Source organism: Brevibacterium sp. RIT 803 (assembly GCF_016892625.1).
Lineage (GTDB): Bacteria > Actinomycetota > Actinomycetes > Actinomycetales > Brevibacteriaceae > Brevibacterium.
Genome location: NZ_JAFEMW010000001.1, coordinates 18,779 through 35,106 on the forward strand (window position 1 = coordinate 18,779; position 16,328 = coordinate 35,106).

The following is a 16,328-nucleotide window of genomic DNA, read 5'->3' on the forward strand; positions in this document are numbered from 1 at the left end:
ATAGAGCGGCCTGTTGCGAGAACGAAGAGACAGCCTCTCAGCCCAGCCCGACTAGACCTTTGACGAAGCTTCCTAGAACTTGCCCTGCGCCGTTAACTCCAATCGCTCTCACATCGCTGGCCGCAGCCCGAAGAGCTTGGCTCTTCTCTTTGTCGCGTTCACCGCTTGCAAGCTTCTCGAGAGCCTCTACCATTGCGTTGCCAAACACCTCATTATTGCTGCTTGGCCATTGTCCAACCGCTCTGAATCCGGAAGAGCCGACTTGCGCGACGCCGATTGGCCCGCCCCAGGCTTTTTTTGTTTCAACATAACCCTCGTGGGCAAGTAGTTTCAGTGCAGACTGAACAGTTGGCAGATCCATACCTAGTTGCTCACAGATGCGATCGACGCTGGGCGGTTCTTCATTATTCATCACTCGCGCAACGCAATATTCGAGGATAGGAAGCGCCGTTGTATTCCAATGAGTCTCAACCATGGACAAATGGTACAGCGGACATCGCTCTCCAGCGCCGTCGTCGAATTGTCGTATCCTCACGTCAACCCGCCCGTGCATTGATGAGACGTCTCGTATCCCTAGCCATATAAGACGTCTCGTCTGCTCAATGAGACGCTCAACTGGTTCTGTTGAGGCTTCTGTCCGTCCGCGTTTGGGCGATTCTCAATACTATGTCTCGTAAGCGAACGAGCTCTCAGAGGTACACGTCGCTAGTTATGAGACACCTAGAAGCGCCTGTATCGGCCCGTCAGAAATCAAGATTGTGAATAATCGTCTGGCGTTGTGCGCCCGCAAAACTGCCCCAAGATTGTGCTGGAGCTGTGTTTCTCCACGTAAACAAGAGCCGATCCTTACTCCTCGACGCGCTCAACCTTGCCAACGAGGAACACGTAAGACAGCACGCCCACGATGGTGATTGCAGCCATGTAGACGAAGGCCGGGGCAAAGTCGATGTCGGTGACGAGGAAGCCGATCACGATCGGAGTGGCGATCGAGGACAAGTTGCCGATGAAGTTGAACATGCCTCCGGTCAGACCCAACAGTCGTTCGGGAGCGAGAGCGGAGACCAGAGACCAGGTGATCGAGGCGAAGCCATTGCCGAAGAACGCGATCGACATGAACACGATGACCAACGCAGTCGAATCCGTGTAGTTCGCCCCGAGCATGAACACCGTCATTGCCAGACCGATGATGATCGGCAGCTTGCGAGCCGTACCGAGCGTGAGGCCCTTCTTGACCATGAGGTCCGAGACCCACCCGGAAAGTAGCACACCGACGAGAGCCGCGATGAAAGGCAGTGACGCCATGAAGCCGGATTCGATGTAGTCCATCCCGCGATAGTCGACGAGGTATGTCGGGAACCAGGTGAGGAAGAACCACAGGGTCGAGGTCAGGCAGAACTGACCGAGGTAGATGCCCCACAGCTTCCGACGGGTCAGCACGACTTTGACGTCGGACCACCTGAGCTTCGGCTTAGTCTCCTTCTTCGTACCACTCTCGACATCGACCAGTCCCCCGCCGGAGGCGATGAGATCGATCTCGGCCTGGTTGACCCCAGCCTTGTCACGTGGTTCGCGATAGACGAACCACCAGATCGCTGCCCAGATGATGCCGACTACACCGGTGAGGATGAACACCCAGTGCCACGTGAGCACTGTCTGCAGCCAGGACAGTACGGGGGTAAGCAGCGCCAGGCCGATGAACTGCCCCGAGGTGTAGAAGGCGATGACCCGTCCGCGCTCACGCTCCGGGAACCACGCGGTGGCCACCTTGTTGTTGATCGGGTAGGCCGGCGCTTCGAATCCGCCAACCAAGAGCCGGAGGATGATGAGGGCAATGAACCCGCCGGAGATTCCCATGAAAAGCGTGGCCAGGGACCACAGCACAAGGCAGGAGGCATAGAGCACCCGTGGCCTCACCCGGTCGACTAGCCATCCGCCGGGCAGCTGCATCGCGGCATAGGTCCACCCGAATGCAGAAAGCAGAAGTCCCTGCTGCCCGGTGGTGAGATCGAATTCCTGAGACAGCGCCGGCATCGCAATGGACAGGTTGGCCCGGTCCATGTAGTTGATGACAACGGTGATGAAGAGCAGGAGCGCGATGATGTAGCGCATCCGTGTGGGCCGGGTGGTAATCTGTGTTTTCAGCTGAGTCATTGGTCTCTCCTCACCACTCCGCAAACGAGCCGTCGGCGTGACGCCAGATGGGGTTGCGCCACCGGTGGCCTTCGGCCGAGCGTTCGATGACGTAGTCCTCATTGACCTCGATGCCCAGCCCGGGTCCCGCAGGAATATCGATCATGCCGTCGTCGTAGTTGAACACGGAGGGGTCGGTGACGTAGTCGAGCAGGTCGTTGCTCGTGTTGTAGTGGATGCCCAGGCTCTGTTCCTGGATGAACGCGTTGTAGCTGCCGGCATCGACCTGCAGGCAGGAGGCGAGCGCGATCGGACCCAGTGGGCAGTGCAGCGCGAGCGCTACATCGTAGGCTTCGGCCATCATCGCGATCTTGCGCGTCTCGGTGATGCCGCCGGAGTGGGAGACGTCGGGCTGGATGATGTCGACTGCACCGGAGGCGATCACTTCGCGGAAGTCCCAGCGGGAGAATAGTCGCTCCCCCAGTGCTATCGGCGTCGGGGTGTTCGCCATGACGTCACGCAGCGATCCGAAGTGTTCGGAGAGTACAGGCTCTTCGATGAAGAGGAGTCGGTAGGGTTCGAGTTCCTTGATGAGGACCTTGGCCATCGGCTTGTGCACGCGACCATGGAAGTCGATGCCGATGCCGAAGTCGTCGCCGGTGGCTTCCCGCACAGCCTGCACGTTTTCGATGACCTGGTCGACTTTGGTATAGGAGTCGATGAACTGCAGTTCCTCGGTCGCGTTCATCTTCACGGCGGTGAAGCCGCGGTTCTTCGTCTCCAGTGCCGCCGCCGCTGTGTCGCCTGGACGGTCTCCGCCGATCCATGAGTAGGTGCGGATCCGATCTCGGACCTTCCCGCCAAGCAGCTGGTGCACCGGCTGTCCGAGAGCCTTGCCCTTGATGTCCCACAGCGCCTGGTCGATGCCTGAGATCGCACTCATGAGGATCGGCCCACCGCGATAGAAGCCACCGCGGTACATGATCGTCCACAGGTCCTCGATGTTTGCGGGATCCTTGCCGATGAGCAGGTCGGAGAGTTCATCGACGGCGGCGGCCACTGTTGCGGCCTTGCCTTCGATGATCGGCTCGCCCCAGCCGACGATCCCTTCATCCGTCTCGATCTTAAGGAACAGCCACCTCGGCGGCACGATGTACGTCGTCATCGACGTGATCTTCATTGGTCTGGCCTTTCGTCTGGTGTAGTCATCTGCTTGTCGTCGTTGGGGTCAGTGGGCCTGTGCCCACGCCGAGGCGATTGCCTCGGCCCGGTCATGTACGTCTTCGGGGCGGTCGCCTCGGCGATAGAGGGAGGAACCGAGGCCCAGACCGGCAGCACCGGCGTTGCGCCATTTTGCAGCGTTGTCGGGTCCCACTCCCCCGACGGGAAAGAGTTCGGTGCCGGCAGGAAGAACCTCGCTCCATGCCTTCATCCCGCTGATCCCGACCGCCGAGGATGGGAAGAGTTTGACCTTGGCGGCGCCTGCCTTGATGGCAGCGAACGCCTCGGTCGGAGTCGCGGCTCCCGGGTACGGGGTGAGCCCCATCCCGAGCGCGGTCTGGATGACTTCGGTATCAGTGTCGGGTGCGACGATGATGCGGGCACCGGCTCGCTTGCAGTCGCGGACCTGCCGGGCGGTGAGAACCGTGCCAGCACCGATCTCCACCTCGTCACCGAATCGGTTGACCAACGCCTCAATCGAAGCCAAGGGGTCCGGTGAGTTGAGCGGGACTTCAATGGCGGAGAACCCGGAGGCGACGATGCCCTCGGCGATGTCGAGGACTTCGTGGGAGTGGACCCCGCGGAGGATGGCGATGAGGCCGGTGGGAACTGTGTCAGTCATTGGTGTTCTCCTTGGTCGGCACGAGGCCGGATTGTGCGGCGATGCGGAAGAGTCCGGTGGCAGCGGCGCGCGGATCCGCTTCTGTCGTCTGTCGCCCGCATCGGCGGAGGGCGCGTGAGTATCGCATCGTCAGGTCCGCGGTTCCGCAGATGATGAAGGGGGCGGCAGCGTCGGCTGTGGTCGTGAGCTGGGCGGCCACCTCGGCGCCGATGAGCATTCCCGAGAGGTAGTCGTTGATTTTCTTGGCGTGTAGTCGTCCGTCGAGGACCCAGGTGCGTGCGGAGAAGATCGAGGAGGTGAGCGCGGCGGGGTCGTCACCTCCGACGCTCAGTCCCCAGTCGAAGGCGTCGCGGTGGAAGTCACCGGTGGGCTCGGCCAGACGGCTGAGGATCGACGAGGTGCTCAGAAGGCCGAACATCTCTCCGCTCATCGAGGTGGAGAAGTCAGTCACGCGCTGGCCCTGGCACTTCACCCATTTGGTGTGCGTGCCGGGAAGGATCACCGTGGTCGCGTCGACCTGCTCTGCTTCGAGCAGGCCGAGCAGTTGGGTCTCCTCTCCCCGGATGACATCGGGAGCAGTCGTCTCGGTCGATGTCTTCTGCAGCCCGGGGACGATGTGGAGTTCGCCTATGGACAGTTCGACCGACGTCAGACGCCTACCCAGGGCAGAAAGTTCGGTGGGCAGGTCGAGGTACCCAGCCTCGGCGACTCCCTGGGTCGAACCGACCATTCCGCAGGCGAGGAGAGGGAGGTGGCCGTGATCGCTGAGCCAGTCGCCGATGGCGGCGTGAGCGAGCCGGGAAAAGTCGCCTTTGAGGTCGCCGGTGTCCGGACCGACGACCATGATTCCGTCTGATCCGTTGCGTTCAGCGAGGACGCCTCCGTCGTTGCCGATGAGGAAGGCTCGCAGTGAGCTCGTCCCCCAGTCGAGGCCGATCATCTGCGGGGCCTCGGGTGGTGCCAGTTTTGCCATAAGAGCCACTATGGGCAGGCGTTCCACCATGCGCCACCAGTGTCCCTATATGTGGGATAGGTGACATACTGGGGCGATGATCGAAGATTCTGGAACCGTTGTCAGCGATGCAATCCCCCAAGGGACTCAAACACTGGCCAGAGGTCTGCAGATCGTCAGCGCCGTCGCCCATGGGTCCACCACGTTGAAGTCCGTCGTCGACACCACTGGAATCGGTCGATCAAGTGCGCACAGGATGATCCAGCTGCTGGTGCACATGGGTTATCTGCGGCACGGTTCACCGGGAGAGTTTCGTCTGGGACCCACTCTCATCGAGTTCGGCTTCACCGCGCTTAATCAGGATCCATTGCCGGTCGTCGCCCGGGAGAGTCTTGAGGCGCTGGCAGCCCGAACTCAGGACACGATTCATCTCTCCGTCGAGGATGGTGAGTCGGTGCTCTACCTCCACAAGATCCCTGGAACGCGCGGGGCCGAGATGCGCTCTCGCATCGGCCACCGAATGCCGATGACTCGCACCGGTGTCGGGAAGGCGCTGCTGCTCGGACAAGAAGACCGATGGGAACGGATTTTCCTGTCGGAGAATCCAGGTACAGACTCAGCCGCGATCGAGGCGTTCGTCAAACGGATGCATGGGTATACACACGACGGTGCCTCGCTCGACCTCGAGGAGAACGAACCAGGAATCCGGTGCGTGGCCGCCCCGATCCGGGACGGCAGCGGAAGCATTGTCGCAGGAGTCTCGCTGTCGGCCACTCGTCCCTACATGCCGAAGGAACGGATGCAGGCACTGGTACCGGTGATGAAGTCTGCGGCACGGGAGATCTCTCTGAGACTGGGGTATACCGGTGATCGCATTCGGGCGTGAAGGTCAGGCACGTTCTAGTCGCAAGGAGCATTTGTGTCCTACATCCCGGTTGATCTGCACTAGACACTGACTGTCGCGCTAGCCTGAGTGAGTATTGAACAAGCTCAGCGAAGAGCACTCCGCTCATACGCGAAACCCTTGAGGAGACCGCCAATGACGCTCGGATCCACTGGCCAGATCGCCGCCCCCACCCGGAGCACCGGATCGGGACCCTACCCCAGGCTCATCCTCCGCGATGCCATGATCGTTGACGGGACCGGGGCTGCCCCATACGGGCCGGCGGACATCCTGATCGAAGACGACAGGATCACCGGAATCTGGGAACCGAACGGTGCGAGCAGCCTCACCGAACGTCCCTCGTCCGACGGCGCCGAAGTCATGGATCTCAACGGCTCCTACGTCTTGCCGGGTCTTATCGACTCTCACGCCCACATCGGTAAACCCGAGCAGGCCCCGAACGCCGACTATGTCTATAAGCTCTGGCTCGGCCACGGCGTGACCACCATCCGCGAACTCGGTGCGTTCAACGGCCTCGACTGGACCGTTTCCGAGGCCCGACGAGCCGAAGCCAACGAAATCGCGGCCCCGCGCCTGCACATCTATCCCGCACTGCGTGCCGGAACCCTCGACGGACCCACCCCGGTCACCGCTGACGAGGCAACCGCGTGGGTCAATGAGGTCGCCGACCGCGGAGCGAACGGAGTGAAGTTCTTCGGCACCTCCCCCACTGTGTTCGGTGCCGCCGTCGAAGCGGCACAAGCACGTGGTCTGCGGACCGCCTGCCACCACGATCAGCGCCGAGCCGCGCAGGTCAACGCTCTCACCTCGGCGAGGTGGGGACTGAACAGCATCGAACACTGGTACGGCATCCCCGAGGCTATGTTCCGCGACCGCACCCTCCAGCACGTGCCCACCGACTACAACCACAACAGCGAACCCCAGCGCTTCAGCCAAGGCGCCCACTTGTGGTTGCAGACCGCCGAACGCGGCAGCAGCGCCTGGCATGAGACCCTCGCGGAGCTCCTCGAACTCGGAACCGCATTGAGCCCGACATTCAACATCTACATCGGGTCCCGCGACGCCGCCAGAGTGCGCACCTCCGAATGGCACTCTGACTTCACCTCCCCCACTCTGTGGGAGTTCTTCCAGCCCTCGGCCGACAAACACGGCTCCTACATGGGCGACTGGACAAGCGAGGACGAGATCGCTTGGCGCCACGCCTACGTCAAATGGATGTCCTTCGTCAACGACTACAAGAACCTTGGCGGCTTGGTCACGGCAGGCTCGGACTCTGGGTTCATCTACAAGGTCTTCGGCTTCGGCCTCATCGAAGAACTTGAACTCCTCCTCGAAGCGGGTTTCCACCCCCTCGAAGTCGTCCGCGCCGCCACGCTGAGCAGCGCCGCGCTTCTCGGCATCGACGACGAGCTCGGCTCCGTCGAACCCGGCAAGATCGCCGACCTGCTCATCGTCAAGGACAACCCCCTGAGCAACTTCAAGGTCCTCTACGGCCACGGTCATCTCCGTGCCGAAGAATCCGGCATCAACCGCGTCGGCGGAGTCGACTTCACTCTGCGCTCCGGCATCGTCTACGACGCCCGGGAACTCCGCGAAGATGTGAAGTCCATAGTCGCCGAGGAGAGAGCGGCCCAGAACTGAGCGACAGGGCTCGACTCCGGTCGAACTGAGATCCGACCGGAGTCGACGGTGTGAGAGATGAAGTCCTCAGTGTCCAGCGGCCGCCTGAGTCTGCCGATCGGCGGCTGCCGAGCGGATAGTTGCTCGCACGTGTGCCTGCAGCACGGTGAGCGGGACGCTGCCCATCCCGAGCACCGTGTCGTGGAAGTCCCTGATCGAGAAGTCCTCCCCCAGCGTCTCCTCGGCCTCCTGCCGCAGCTGTTGAATAGTCAGTTGCCCGAGGTAGTAGGCAGTGGCCTGCCCGGGCCAGGAGATGTAGCGATCAATCTCCGTGACGATCTCGTGTTCGGCGATCGCCGTATTGTCCCGCAGGAAGTCCTGCGCCTGTTCCCGACTCCACCCCAGCGCATGCATGCCCGGATCGACGACGAGGCGCACGGCCCGCCACATCTGGAACGAGAGCATACCCATACGTTCGAACGGCGTCTCGTACATCCCCATCTCATCGCCGAGTCGTTCGGTGTAGAGGCCCCAGCCCTCACCGAAGGCCGAGATATAGAGCCGCCGGAAGTCGGCGAGCTCGAGCTCCTCGGCCAGCGAAATCTGGAACGAATGTCCGGGCGCAGATTCGTGCAGGGTCAGTGCCGGCAGCGAATACAGTGGTCGCGCCGGCAAGTTGTACGTGTTGAGCAGGTACCGGTCGGGAGCACCTCGGCCGAACGTGTCGAATTTCGCGATCTCCGCCGGTGTCTCCATGATGGCGAAGCGCTGTTGTGGCAGACGCCCGAAGTACTGATGGACCACCCGGTCGAAGGCCTTGCACGTGTATGCGGCTTCGGACAGCAGTTGACGAGGAGTCGTTGCATAGAACTGCGGACTCGTGCGCATGAACTCGAACAGGCCCGGCAGATCGTCGGGATAGCCGAGTTCGACGGCGACGTCCTCCATCTCCTCCCGGATCTTCTTCACTTCGACCTGTCCGAGGTCGAAGATCTGCTGCGGGCTGAGGTCCGTCGTCGAATACTCCCTGATCTGGGACCGGTAGAACTCGATGCCGCCCGGCTGGTCGACCGCGGCGATCGATTCGGGCAGATTCGGCAGATACTCCGTTGTCAGGAAGTCAAGAAGTTTCCGGTAAGCGGGCACGACCTCAGCCGAGAGCACCTGCGCGGCCGCCTCGTGGAGTTCGGTTCGAACCTGTTCGGGCACGACCGCCGGGATTTTTCGGAACGGGCCGAAGAACGACAGCTCGGTGACGTCCTCGGTCTCGGCGACGACCCGCACCGGTTCCTCTCGTCCGCTCATGCACACTCGGGCGGGCCCAAAGCCTCGAGCCACTCCGGCCCTCATATTCTCGATCTGCAGATCGAAGAACCGTGGGATGTCGCCGAGCAAGCTGATGTATGCCCGAGCCGAACCGACGTCTTCGAGCACAAGGCGGTAGGCGTCGAAGGCGAGCGTGCGCCAGAAGGCAGAATCCGCCGTGGCAGGTCTCTCCCACATCCGGTATCTCTGCGCCTCGACCAAGGTGACCAGCTGCTGGCGGTAGACATCGAAGTCGATAGTCTCTTCCACAGTGAGAGCATTGGTACTGACCGACGCGAGTTTGCCGAGTGTGTCCTCCCACATCTGCTGCCGACGCAGCTGCGAGGCTTCACTGACATCCGGCAAGAAGTCGACGACGGAGGCCTTCTGAGACAGTGATCCGAATTCGGCCTCTCTCCATGTCCACTCCGCGTTGATGATGGCGGCGAGCTTCCTGCCTTCGGCTGAAGCCCTTGCATGTGAGCTGCCTCGATGATGGCTCTCGGGCACGTCGATTCTCCTGTTCTCGATGATGATCGTCTTGGTGTGTTGCCGACCGGCTCAGTGCGCGTGAGTGTCCGGCTCAGATGGGTTGGTTCGACTCAGGCTTGGCTCCGTCTCCGATTGACCAAGCGACGAAGTCTGCGATATCGCGCAGCTGCTCGACTCTGACCTGCTGGTCGACATACATCATGTGCCCGGCTGGATAATAGCGACGAACGATCTGGTCATGGGATTCATCGGCAATGCGCAGGTGTGCAAGCACGTGTTCCGAGGCGGCGAACGGCGTCGCTGAGTCGTGATAACCGAACGCCACGTAGACCTTGAGATGCGGATTCATGCGCATCGCGAAAGCGAGATCTTCGGCAGTGTTGACGGTGGAGTTCTCGAACTCCTTGTACGACCATGGATGGACTCTGGATGTCAGCACCTCGTAGGTGAGGTCCGATTCGTATCCGAGTTCGGCACGCAGCAGATGATTGATGCCCACGGTGTAGGGATACTGGATCGCCGGATATGAAGGGTCGTCGCCGAGCACTTCTGAGGCGACCTTCCCCGGATGCGCGGTGAAGCGGGAATCCAAGCGACCGATGCGCAGTCGCTGATCGCGGAGAAGTTCTGTGAAGAAGGTGAACTCGTCGATGCGAAGGTCAGCCAGCCGGACGAACTTCTCATCGATCCCAATGAGCTCGGCCAGCTTCGCAGCTATCCGGGAGTGCTCGGCGGCCTCGAGTCGGTGTCCGCGCGCAAGCGCCTGGCTGAAGTCCCCATGGGCAAAATCCGTCGCCTCTGCGACGACATCTTCGAGCTCGCGCCTCGGATGTTTGCCGTGATAGTGCGCGATGGCGGCGAACGTCGGCAGGTAGTGGATGTAGGGCGCTTCGTTGCCCTCCGTGAAATCGATCGTGGCGAAATCGAGGACGGCCGATATGAGGAGAAGACCGTTGAAGGCGATCCCGTGGCGTTTGGCCAGATGTCCGGCCAGGGCCGCGGCGCGGGTGGTTCCGTAGGACTCTCCGGCGAGGAACTTCGGTGAGATCCACCGATTGTTCCGTGTCAGCCACAGCCGGATCGCCTCGCCGACGACGTCGCGATCCCCAGTGAACCCGTGGAAGTCCTCCGGCTTCTCCCCCTCTGCGGTGCGGGAGTATCCCGTGGTCACCGGGTCGATGAAGACCAGATCGGCGTGAGCCAGAGTCGTCTCAAGATTGTCGACGAGACCGTAGGGCGGCGGGGTGCGATCATTGACGTCGTTGGCCACCACCCGCCGTGGACCGAAAAGACCAATGTGCATCCAGGCCGATGACGATCCCGGGCCTCCGTTGAAGACGAAGACGACCGGACGCTGAGCATCCTGACCGTCGTCGGTACCCTCAGCGATGGCGGTGTAGGAGGTGAGGAAGATCTGCGCCTTGGGCTTGAGACCGGCGAACACGCCTTCCTCGACGATTTCGGAGCCGATGACCATCCGGCCCGCCTGGGCCCGATACCGGAGCAGACCGGCGGGCAGCTGAAGTTCATGGACAGTGGTGACGAAGTCATCGACCGGCCGCGGTGGTTCTGCCGGCTGATTCGTGGGCTGTGACTGAGTCTGTGAGTCAGACATGATGGAGTTGAGATCCTTCCCTGTGTGTGGAGATGGTGGAGATTCGGTGGTCGGTGTCGATGCTGAGCACCGAGGTGGTTGTGTCGGTCAGGAACACCGACCCGCGTCCCAGCGGGGATCGATGCTCGGGACCGCGGAGAGCAGGGTCTTCGTGTATTCGTGCTGCGGGGCATCGAAGATCTCGTCTCGCGGGCCTTGCTCGACGATCCTGCCCTTCTGCATCACGGCAACCTTGTGGGCGATCTGTCGCACGACCGCCAGATCGTGGGCGATGAAGATGTAGGAGATGTCGCGTTCGCGCTGCAGGTCAACCAACAGCTCGAGCACCTGTGCCTGAACTGACACGTCGAGAGCGGAGACCGCCTCATCGCAGATGACGAGCTTCGGTTCGACGATGAGTGCGCGAGCGATGCCGATGCGCTGGGCCTGCCCTCCGGAGAACTGCCGCGGATAGCGAGTGGAGTGGTCGGGGTTGAGTCCGACTCGTTCCATCGCCGCCTTGACCATGTTCCGGTAGCCGCCTGTGGCCGTCCGCTTCTGATAGCGGAGTGGTGCCGACACCACCTCTTCGACGGTGTGACGAGGGTTGAGTGAGGAGTAGGGGTCTTGAAAAACCACCTGAACGCCGCTGCGAAAGTCCCGCAAGGACGAACCCGAGCGCTGGGTGATCTCCTCACCTTGGAACTCCACCGACCCGGACGTGGGATCGATGAGGCGTGCGATCATCCGCGCCGTGGTCGACTTTCCCGAACCGGACTCTCCGACGATGCCCAGTGTCTGCCGCCGGTGGACATCGAAGGAGACTCCCTCGACTGCAGTGAATTTCTCTCTGCGGCCGGTGCGGAACTCCTTGCTCAGATCATTGGCTGCCAGCAGCGGCGTGGCGATGTCGCTCATGCTCATCTGCCCCCTTTCGTGAGAATGGGCTCGGGAAGATCGACGACGTCGTCGAGGCGCGGTGTCGCTGCGAGCAGCGCTTTGGTGTAGTCGTTGCCCGGGTTCGAGAAGATCTGCTCCGCAGTGCCCTGTTCGACGGTTTGGCCGAATCGCATCACCGTCACATGATCGGAGATCTGGCTGACGACGGCCAAGTCGTGGGTGATGAACAGCATCGCCGCCTGCGTCATCTCCTGTACCTCGGCGAGCAGGTCGAGGATCTGGGCTTGAACGGTGACGTCGAGGGCCGTGGTCGGTTCATCGCCGATGATGAGGTCAGGTTCGCACACGAGCGCCATCGCGATCATCACTCTTTGGCGCATACCACCGGAGAACTGATGGGGATAGTGTCCGACACGACCGGCGGCGTCGGGGATGCGCACTCGATCCATCGCCTCGGCGGCCTTCCTCATCGCCGCTGCCTTCGTACCTCCCTTATGAGCACGGTAGGCCTCGGCGATCTGGAAGCCGACCGTGTAGTAGGGGTTGAGCGAGGACAGGGGATCCTGAAAGATCATCGCGATCTGATCGCCGCGGGTCCGGCGCATCGAGGCATCGGACCGGTGGAGCAGCTCATCGCCGTGAAACCGCGCTGACCCTGTTGTCGTCGCCTCCTTCGGCAGCAGACCCATGATCGCCAGTGACGTCATCGACTTGCCCGACCCTGATTCGCCGACCAATCCCATCGTCTGGCCTCGTGCGATGTCGAACGAGCTTCCGTCGACGACGATGCCGAGCGGAAATTCGATGCGAAGATCCCGCACGGACAGGACCGGAGCATCACTTGCAGGTCTCGACGGGTGTGCGCTCATGAGGTGCTCACTCTCACTCGGGGGTCGAGCACCCGGTAGAGCAGGTCGACCACAATGTTGGCAATGATCACTGCGAAGGCTGCCACGAGCGTGACTCCCATGATCACGGGCTGATCGTTGACGGCGATCGCGTCGTAGGCGTACCGGCCGACGCCGTTGAGCCCGAAGACCGTCTCTGTGATGAGGGCTCCGCCCAGCAGTGTGGCGAAGTCGACGCCCAGGAGTGTGACGATCGGGGTCAATGACGGACGCAGTCCGTGCCGAATGAGGACGGCGCTGCGTCCCAGGCCCTTGGCACGGGCCGTGCGCATGAAGTTCTCTCCCATGGTGTCGATGACATTGGTCCTCGTCAGCCGCGCATACATCGACGCGTACATGAGCGCAAGCACCATCCACGGCATGAGGTAGGCCTGGAACCACTGAACTGGGCTGTCTGTGAACGGGACCACCGTCGGGAACGGCAGCCATTGGAGCTGCACGACGAGAAGGTATTGCAGGACCAAGGCCACGAAGTAGTTCGGCAGGGAAATCCCGGCCAGGGCGAACATCATCGCTCCCTTATCCCACCAGGTGCCTTCCTTCACAGCGCTGATCACGCCTGCAGCCACGCCGGAGAGCAGCCACAGGACCGCGGCACCGACGGCGATGGTCACCGAGACGGGCAGACGATCGACGATCCCCTGCAGGACATCCTGGTTGGTCTGGAACGAGTACCCGATGCACGGGGCGTTGCAGTGGACCACCGAGGCACCCGAACCGTAGTCGCGGCCGACGAAGATCGCGGCGAGGAACGTGAAGAACTGAGTGAAGAACGGTTCGTTGAGTCCCAGCTGGTCCCGGATCGCCTCGATCCTCTCCGGGGTGCAGGTCTGGCCGCAGATGCTGGCTGCCGGATCCGGTGAGAGTTGGAAGAAGATGACGAAGGTGAAGAATACGACGAGCAGCATGATGATCAGAGCCGCGAACAGTCGTTTGACGAGATAGATGGCCATCAGAGTCCTCCCGCCCAGATCTTCTGGAGGTTGTCACCGAGCACGGTGAACGACAGCACAGTGAGGAACAGGAACATACCCGGTATGGCGAAGAACATCGGATCGCTGGAGTACCAGGTCACCGCCGATGCGATCATCTGCCCCCACGAGGGATCGGGTGGAGTGATGCCCACTCCGAGGAAGGACAGTCCGGCCTCAGTGGCGATGAACGTCGGCACCGCCAGCGTGGCCATGACGACGATGGTTCCCGAAAGGTTGGGAAGCACTTCCCGGAATACCAGCGGAACCCAGCCGGCCCCCGATGTCCGGGCCGCCTCGACGAATTCACGATTCTTCAGTGACAGAGTCTGGCCGCGGATCACGCGGGCCGTGGCCGGCCAGGAGAAGAGGCTGAGCACGAGGACGAGGAGCAGAGGACGGTTCCCCTGCGGCAGGGCCGAGAGGATTGCGATCATGAAGATCAGTGCTGGGAACGCCATGAGAAAGTCCATCACCCGGGAGATCACGGCATCGACGAACCCTCCGAGGAAACCGGCGATCACGCCCATAACCACTCCGATGACCATGGTGATCGCGGTTGCGCCGATGCCGATGAGCATCGAGACACGCGCGCCGTAGGCGATCCGAGCGAAGATGTCACGGCCGTTCTGGGGTTCGACTCCCATCCAATGCTCGGCACTGATGCCACCGAACGCGCCGTGCGGCAACCCACCCAGTGCCGGGTCCACGGCTCCTTCGTCGAATTCGTAGGGGCTGTAGCCGGAGAGCTGAGTAATGAGCGGAGCGAAGATCGCGAGGAGGACGATGAAGACGAGGAACCCGGTGGACAGAATCACTGTCGGTTTGCGCAGGATCCTCTTCAGGGTTCCCAGCCCGGGCGAAAAATCCTCCCCCGGGCCGGGCCGACCGAATTCCTCGACCTGATTCGAAAGCGAAGCAGTCACGAGTGAACTATCCTTCCGGCTTGAGTAGCCCCAGCTGCGAGTAGTCGATGTATCCGGTCTTGGACGGATTGGCGAACGCTCCGCCGACGTTCGAGCCGACGAGCTGCAGAGGGCGCGGGCGGACCAGAGGCACGACGGGAGCGAGCTCGAGGACCTGTTCGTTGATCTCGGCATAGGCCGCTGTCTTGTCGTCGAGATCGGGCATGACTGCCGCCTCGGCTAGGGCCTTGTTCAGCTTCGGATCATCGATCTGGGACTGATTGAGGTTGCCGGTCTTCGTGATTCGCTCACCGTCGAACAGGGGTCCCAACAGCGGTTCACCGGAGAACCAGCCGTTGGAGCACCAGCCGGTGATCGCGAGCTCGTTCTGCTGGCTCGGTGTGGCAAGAACCTCGTAGAACTTCGCCTGGTCGATGACGTTGAGTTTGACCTCGATGCCGACCTTCTTCAGTGACTGTTGCACCGCCTCGGCCTGCGCCTGCCACATCGGCAGCGCACGTACGTCCATGGTCAGTTTGAGGTTCTCCGCGCCTGCTTCTTTGAGCATGGCCTTGGCTTTCTCCGGATCGCCCGTGTTTCCCTCAGTGGCGTAGGGATCGGTGTCGTCGTACTGCGGAACGCTGGGAAGCAGCTGGTTCGGTGCGACATCGGCCAGCTGTGGGCCGCCGCTGGCGTTGACCACGCTCGACTTGTCCACAGCCCAGTTGATGGCTTGTCGGACCTTCTTATCTCCCAGTGGCTCCTTGGCGTTGTTCATGACCATGAAGTAATTGCAGGAGGGCATGCTCTGCACCGTGCGCTCAGAGAGTTTGGGGTCTTGGGTGATCTTCGCGAGGTTGGCCGCGACCACCGGGTTGGTCGACGCCGAGACAGCGTTGGCATCGTCGCCCTGGCCGGAGATCATCCGCTGATCGATCGTGTTCTGATCGAGGCTGACTGTGAACTTGTAGCCGTCTGGATAGGCTGGGCGAATGTCGTCGGTCTCGGCATCCCAGTTCTCGTTGCGGACCAACGTCAGCGACTCGCCGCGCTTGTACTCGTCGACTTTGTACGGACCCGACGAGATCGGATCCTTCTGGATCTGGTCGACCTTGGTCACCTTGTCCTTCGGGAATGGGGCTCCCGGTGCAGTGGCAACGACATTCGGGAAGTCGGCCATCGGCTTATTCGTCTCGATCGTGATCGTCCGATCATCAACGACCTTGATCGAGTCGAGGCCTTCAGGGTCCTCGAAGACACCCTCGTAGTCCTTGGCACCCTTGACGTAGTTCTGCAGATAGTCGAGGCCGATGGCAAGCGACGGGTCGAAGGCATGTTCGAAACCGAACTTCACGTCTTCCGCCGTGATCGGCGTTCCGTCTTCGAACGTGATTCCTTCTTTGAGTTTGAAGGTCCATTCCGTGGCGTCTTCGTTTGAGGTACCCGTATCTTCGGCCAGATCGCCGACGAGTTCGAGTTCTCCGGACTCTCGGTTGTATTTGTACTGAGTGAGGTTGCGGTAGAGGAGGTTGTAGAGGTTGAGGACGTTGCCGTCGCTGCCCATAGCAGGATCCAGATGAGAGAAATCGACTCCACCCAAGACTTCGACGACGCCGCCCTTCTGCGGATCACCGGTGTACGAGGCGAAGCCCGTCTTATCGTCGACGACCGATTGAGCGTCCCCGCCCTTGCTCGAACTCCCATTTCCACAGGCGCTCACAAGCATCGTGGCGGCAGCGGCGATCGCAACCATCGACATAGCTCGCTTGTTCATGAAAAGTCTCCTTCGACTGTTCCGTCATGA

Annotated in this window: 13 protein-coding genes and 1 pseudogene; 2 read left to right on the forward strand and 12 right to left on the reverse strand. The window is 61.5% G+C overall.

Features of this window, described 5'->3' with window-relative positions; all coding sequences use genetic code 11:
• Positions 1-37 precede the first annotated feature (37 nt).
• The 5 genes and pseudogenes from JTF07_RS00080 to JTF07_RS00100 all read right to left on the reverse strand — a co-directional run bounded on the left by JTF07_RS00080 (position 38) and on the right by JTF07_RS00100 (position 4,946).
• On the reverse strand, positions 38-475 hold the full coding sequence (locus JTF07_RS00080; RefSeq protein ID WP_204232343.1) for a helix-turn-helix domain-containing protein: 438 nt from the start codon (positions 473-475) through the stop codon (positions 38-40).
• A 371-nt stretch (positions 476-846) separates the two neighbouring features.
• Positions 847-2,151, reverse strand: coding sequence for an MFS transporter (locus JTF07_RS00085; protein WP_204232344.1), 1,305 nt, complete (start codon positions 2,149-2,151; stop codon positions 847-849).
• A 10-nt stretch (positions 2,152-2,161) separates the two neighbouring features.
• A pseudogene (gene dgoD, locus JTF07_RS00090) lies at positions 2,162-3,313 on the reverse strand (galactonate dehydratase); the annotation flags it as partial.
• Between the two features lie 45 nt (positions 3,314-3,358).
• On the reverse strand, positions 3,359-3,973 hold the full coding sequence (locus tag JTF07_RS00095) for a 2-dehydro-3-deoxy-6-phosphogalactonate aldolase (RefSeq protein WP_204232346.1): 615 nt from the start codon (positions 3,971-3,973) through the stop codon (positions 3,359-3,361).
• Entirely contained in the window at positions 3,966-4,946 is a 981-nt protein-coding gene (locus tag JTF07_RS00100) for a 2-dehydro-3-deoxygalactonokinase (RefSeq protein ID WP_204232347.1), read from the reverse strand. The genes JTF07_RS00095 and JTF07_RS00100 overlap by 8 nt, the downstream gene beginning before the upstream one ends.
• A gap of 76 nt (positions 4,947-5,022) precedes the next feature.
• Between JTF07_RS00100 and JTF07_RS00105 the strand changes: the two genes are divergently transcribed.
• Together JTF07_RS00105 and JTF07_RS00110 are read left to right on the forward strand one after the other, a co-directional pair.
• The gene (locus tag JTF07_RS00105) at positions 5,023-5,811 is read left to right on the forward strand and encodes an IclR family transcriptional regulator (protein WP_204232348.1); all 789 of its coding nucleotides are present in this window, start codon (positions 5,023-5,025) and stop codon (positions 5,809-5,811) included.
• Positions 5,812-5,964: 153 nt separating this feature from the next.
• Entirely contained in the window at positions 5,965-7,470 is a 1,506-nt protein-coding gene (locus tag JTF07_RS00110; RefSeq protein WP_204232349.1) for an amidohydrolase family protein, read from the forward strand.
• A 66-nt stretch (positions 7,471-7,536) separates the two neighbouring features.
• Here JTF07_RS00110 and JTF07_RS00115 read toward each other — a convergent pair whose 3' ends face one another.
• The 7 genes from JTF07_RS00115 to JTF07_RS20210 all read right to left on the reverse strand — a co-directional run bounded on the left by JTF07_RS00115 (position 7,537) and on the right by JTF07_RS20210 (position 16,298).
• Positions 7,537-9,264 (reverse strand): DUF885 domain-containing protein, encoded by a 1,728-nt coding sequence (locus JTF07_RS00115; protein ID WP_204232350.1) that lies wholly within the window; start codon positions 9,262-9,264, stop codon positions 7,537-7,539.
• 73 nt (positions 9,265-9,337) lie between these two features.
• Complete coding sequence (locus JTF07_RS00120; protein ID WP_204232351.1) at positions 9,338-10,861, reverse strand: S10 family peptidase; 1,524 nt, start codon at positions 10,859-10,861, stop codon at positions 9,338-9,340.
• 87 nt (positions 10,862-10,948) lie between these two features.
• Positions 10,949-11,764 (reverse strand): ATP-binding cassette domain-containing protein, encoded by an 816-nt coding sequence (locus JTF07_RS00125; RefSeq protein ID WP_252199203.1) that lies wholly within the window; start codon positions 11,762-11,764, stop codon positions 10,949-10,951.
• Positions 11,761-12,609, reverse strand: a complete 849-nt coding sequence (locus tag JTF07_RS00130; RefSeq protein ID WP_204232352.1) for an ABC transporter ATP-binding protein — start codon at positions 12,607-12,609, stop codon at positions 11,761-11,763. Before JTF07_RS00130 ends, JTF07_RS00125 begins: the two co-directional genes overlap by 4 nt.
• A complete protein-coding gene (locus tag JTF07_RS00135) occupies positions 12,606-13,601 on the reverse strand; it encodes an ABC transporter permease (RefSeq protein WP_101598523.1) in 996 nt (331 codons plus the stop codon). Before JTF07_RS00135 ends, JTF07_RS00130 begins: the two co-directional genes overlap by 4 nt.
• On the reverse strand, positions 13,601-14,545 hold the full coding sequence (locus tag JTF07_RS00140; RefSeq protein WP_260848101.1) for an ABC transporter permease: 945 nt from the start codon (positions 14,543-14,545) through the stop codon (positions 13,601-13,603). The genes JTF07_RS00135 and JTF07_RS00140 overlap by 1 nt, the downstream gene beginning before the upstream one ends.
• Positions 14,546-14,552: 7 nt before the next feature.
• Positions 14,553-16,298 carry an ABC transporter substrate-binding protein gene (locus JTF07_RS20210; protein WP_143922606.1) on the reverse strand — a complete coding sequence of 582 codons (1,746 nt, stop codon included), beginning with the start codon at positions 16,296-16,298 and terminating at the stop codon, positions 14,553-14,555.
• Positions 16,299-16,328: the final 30 nt, after the last annotated feature.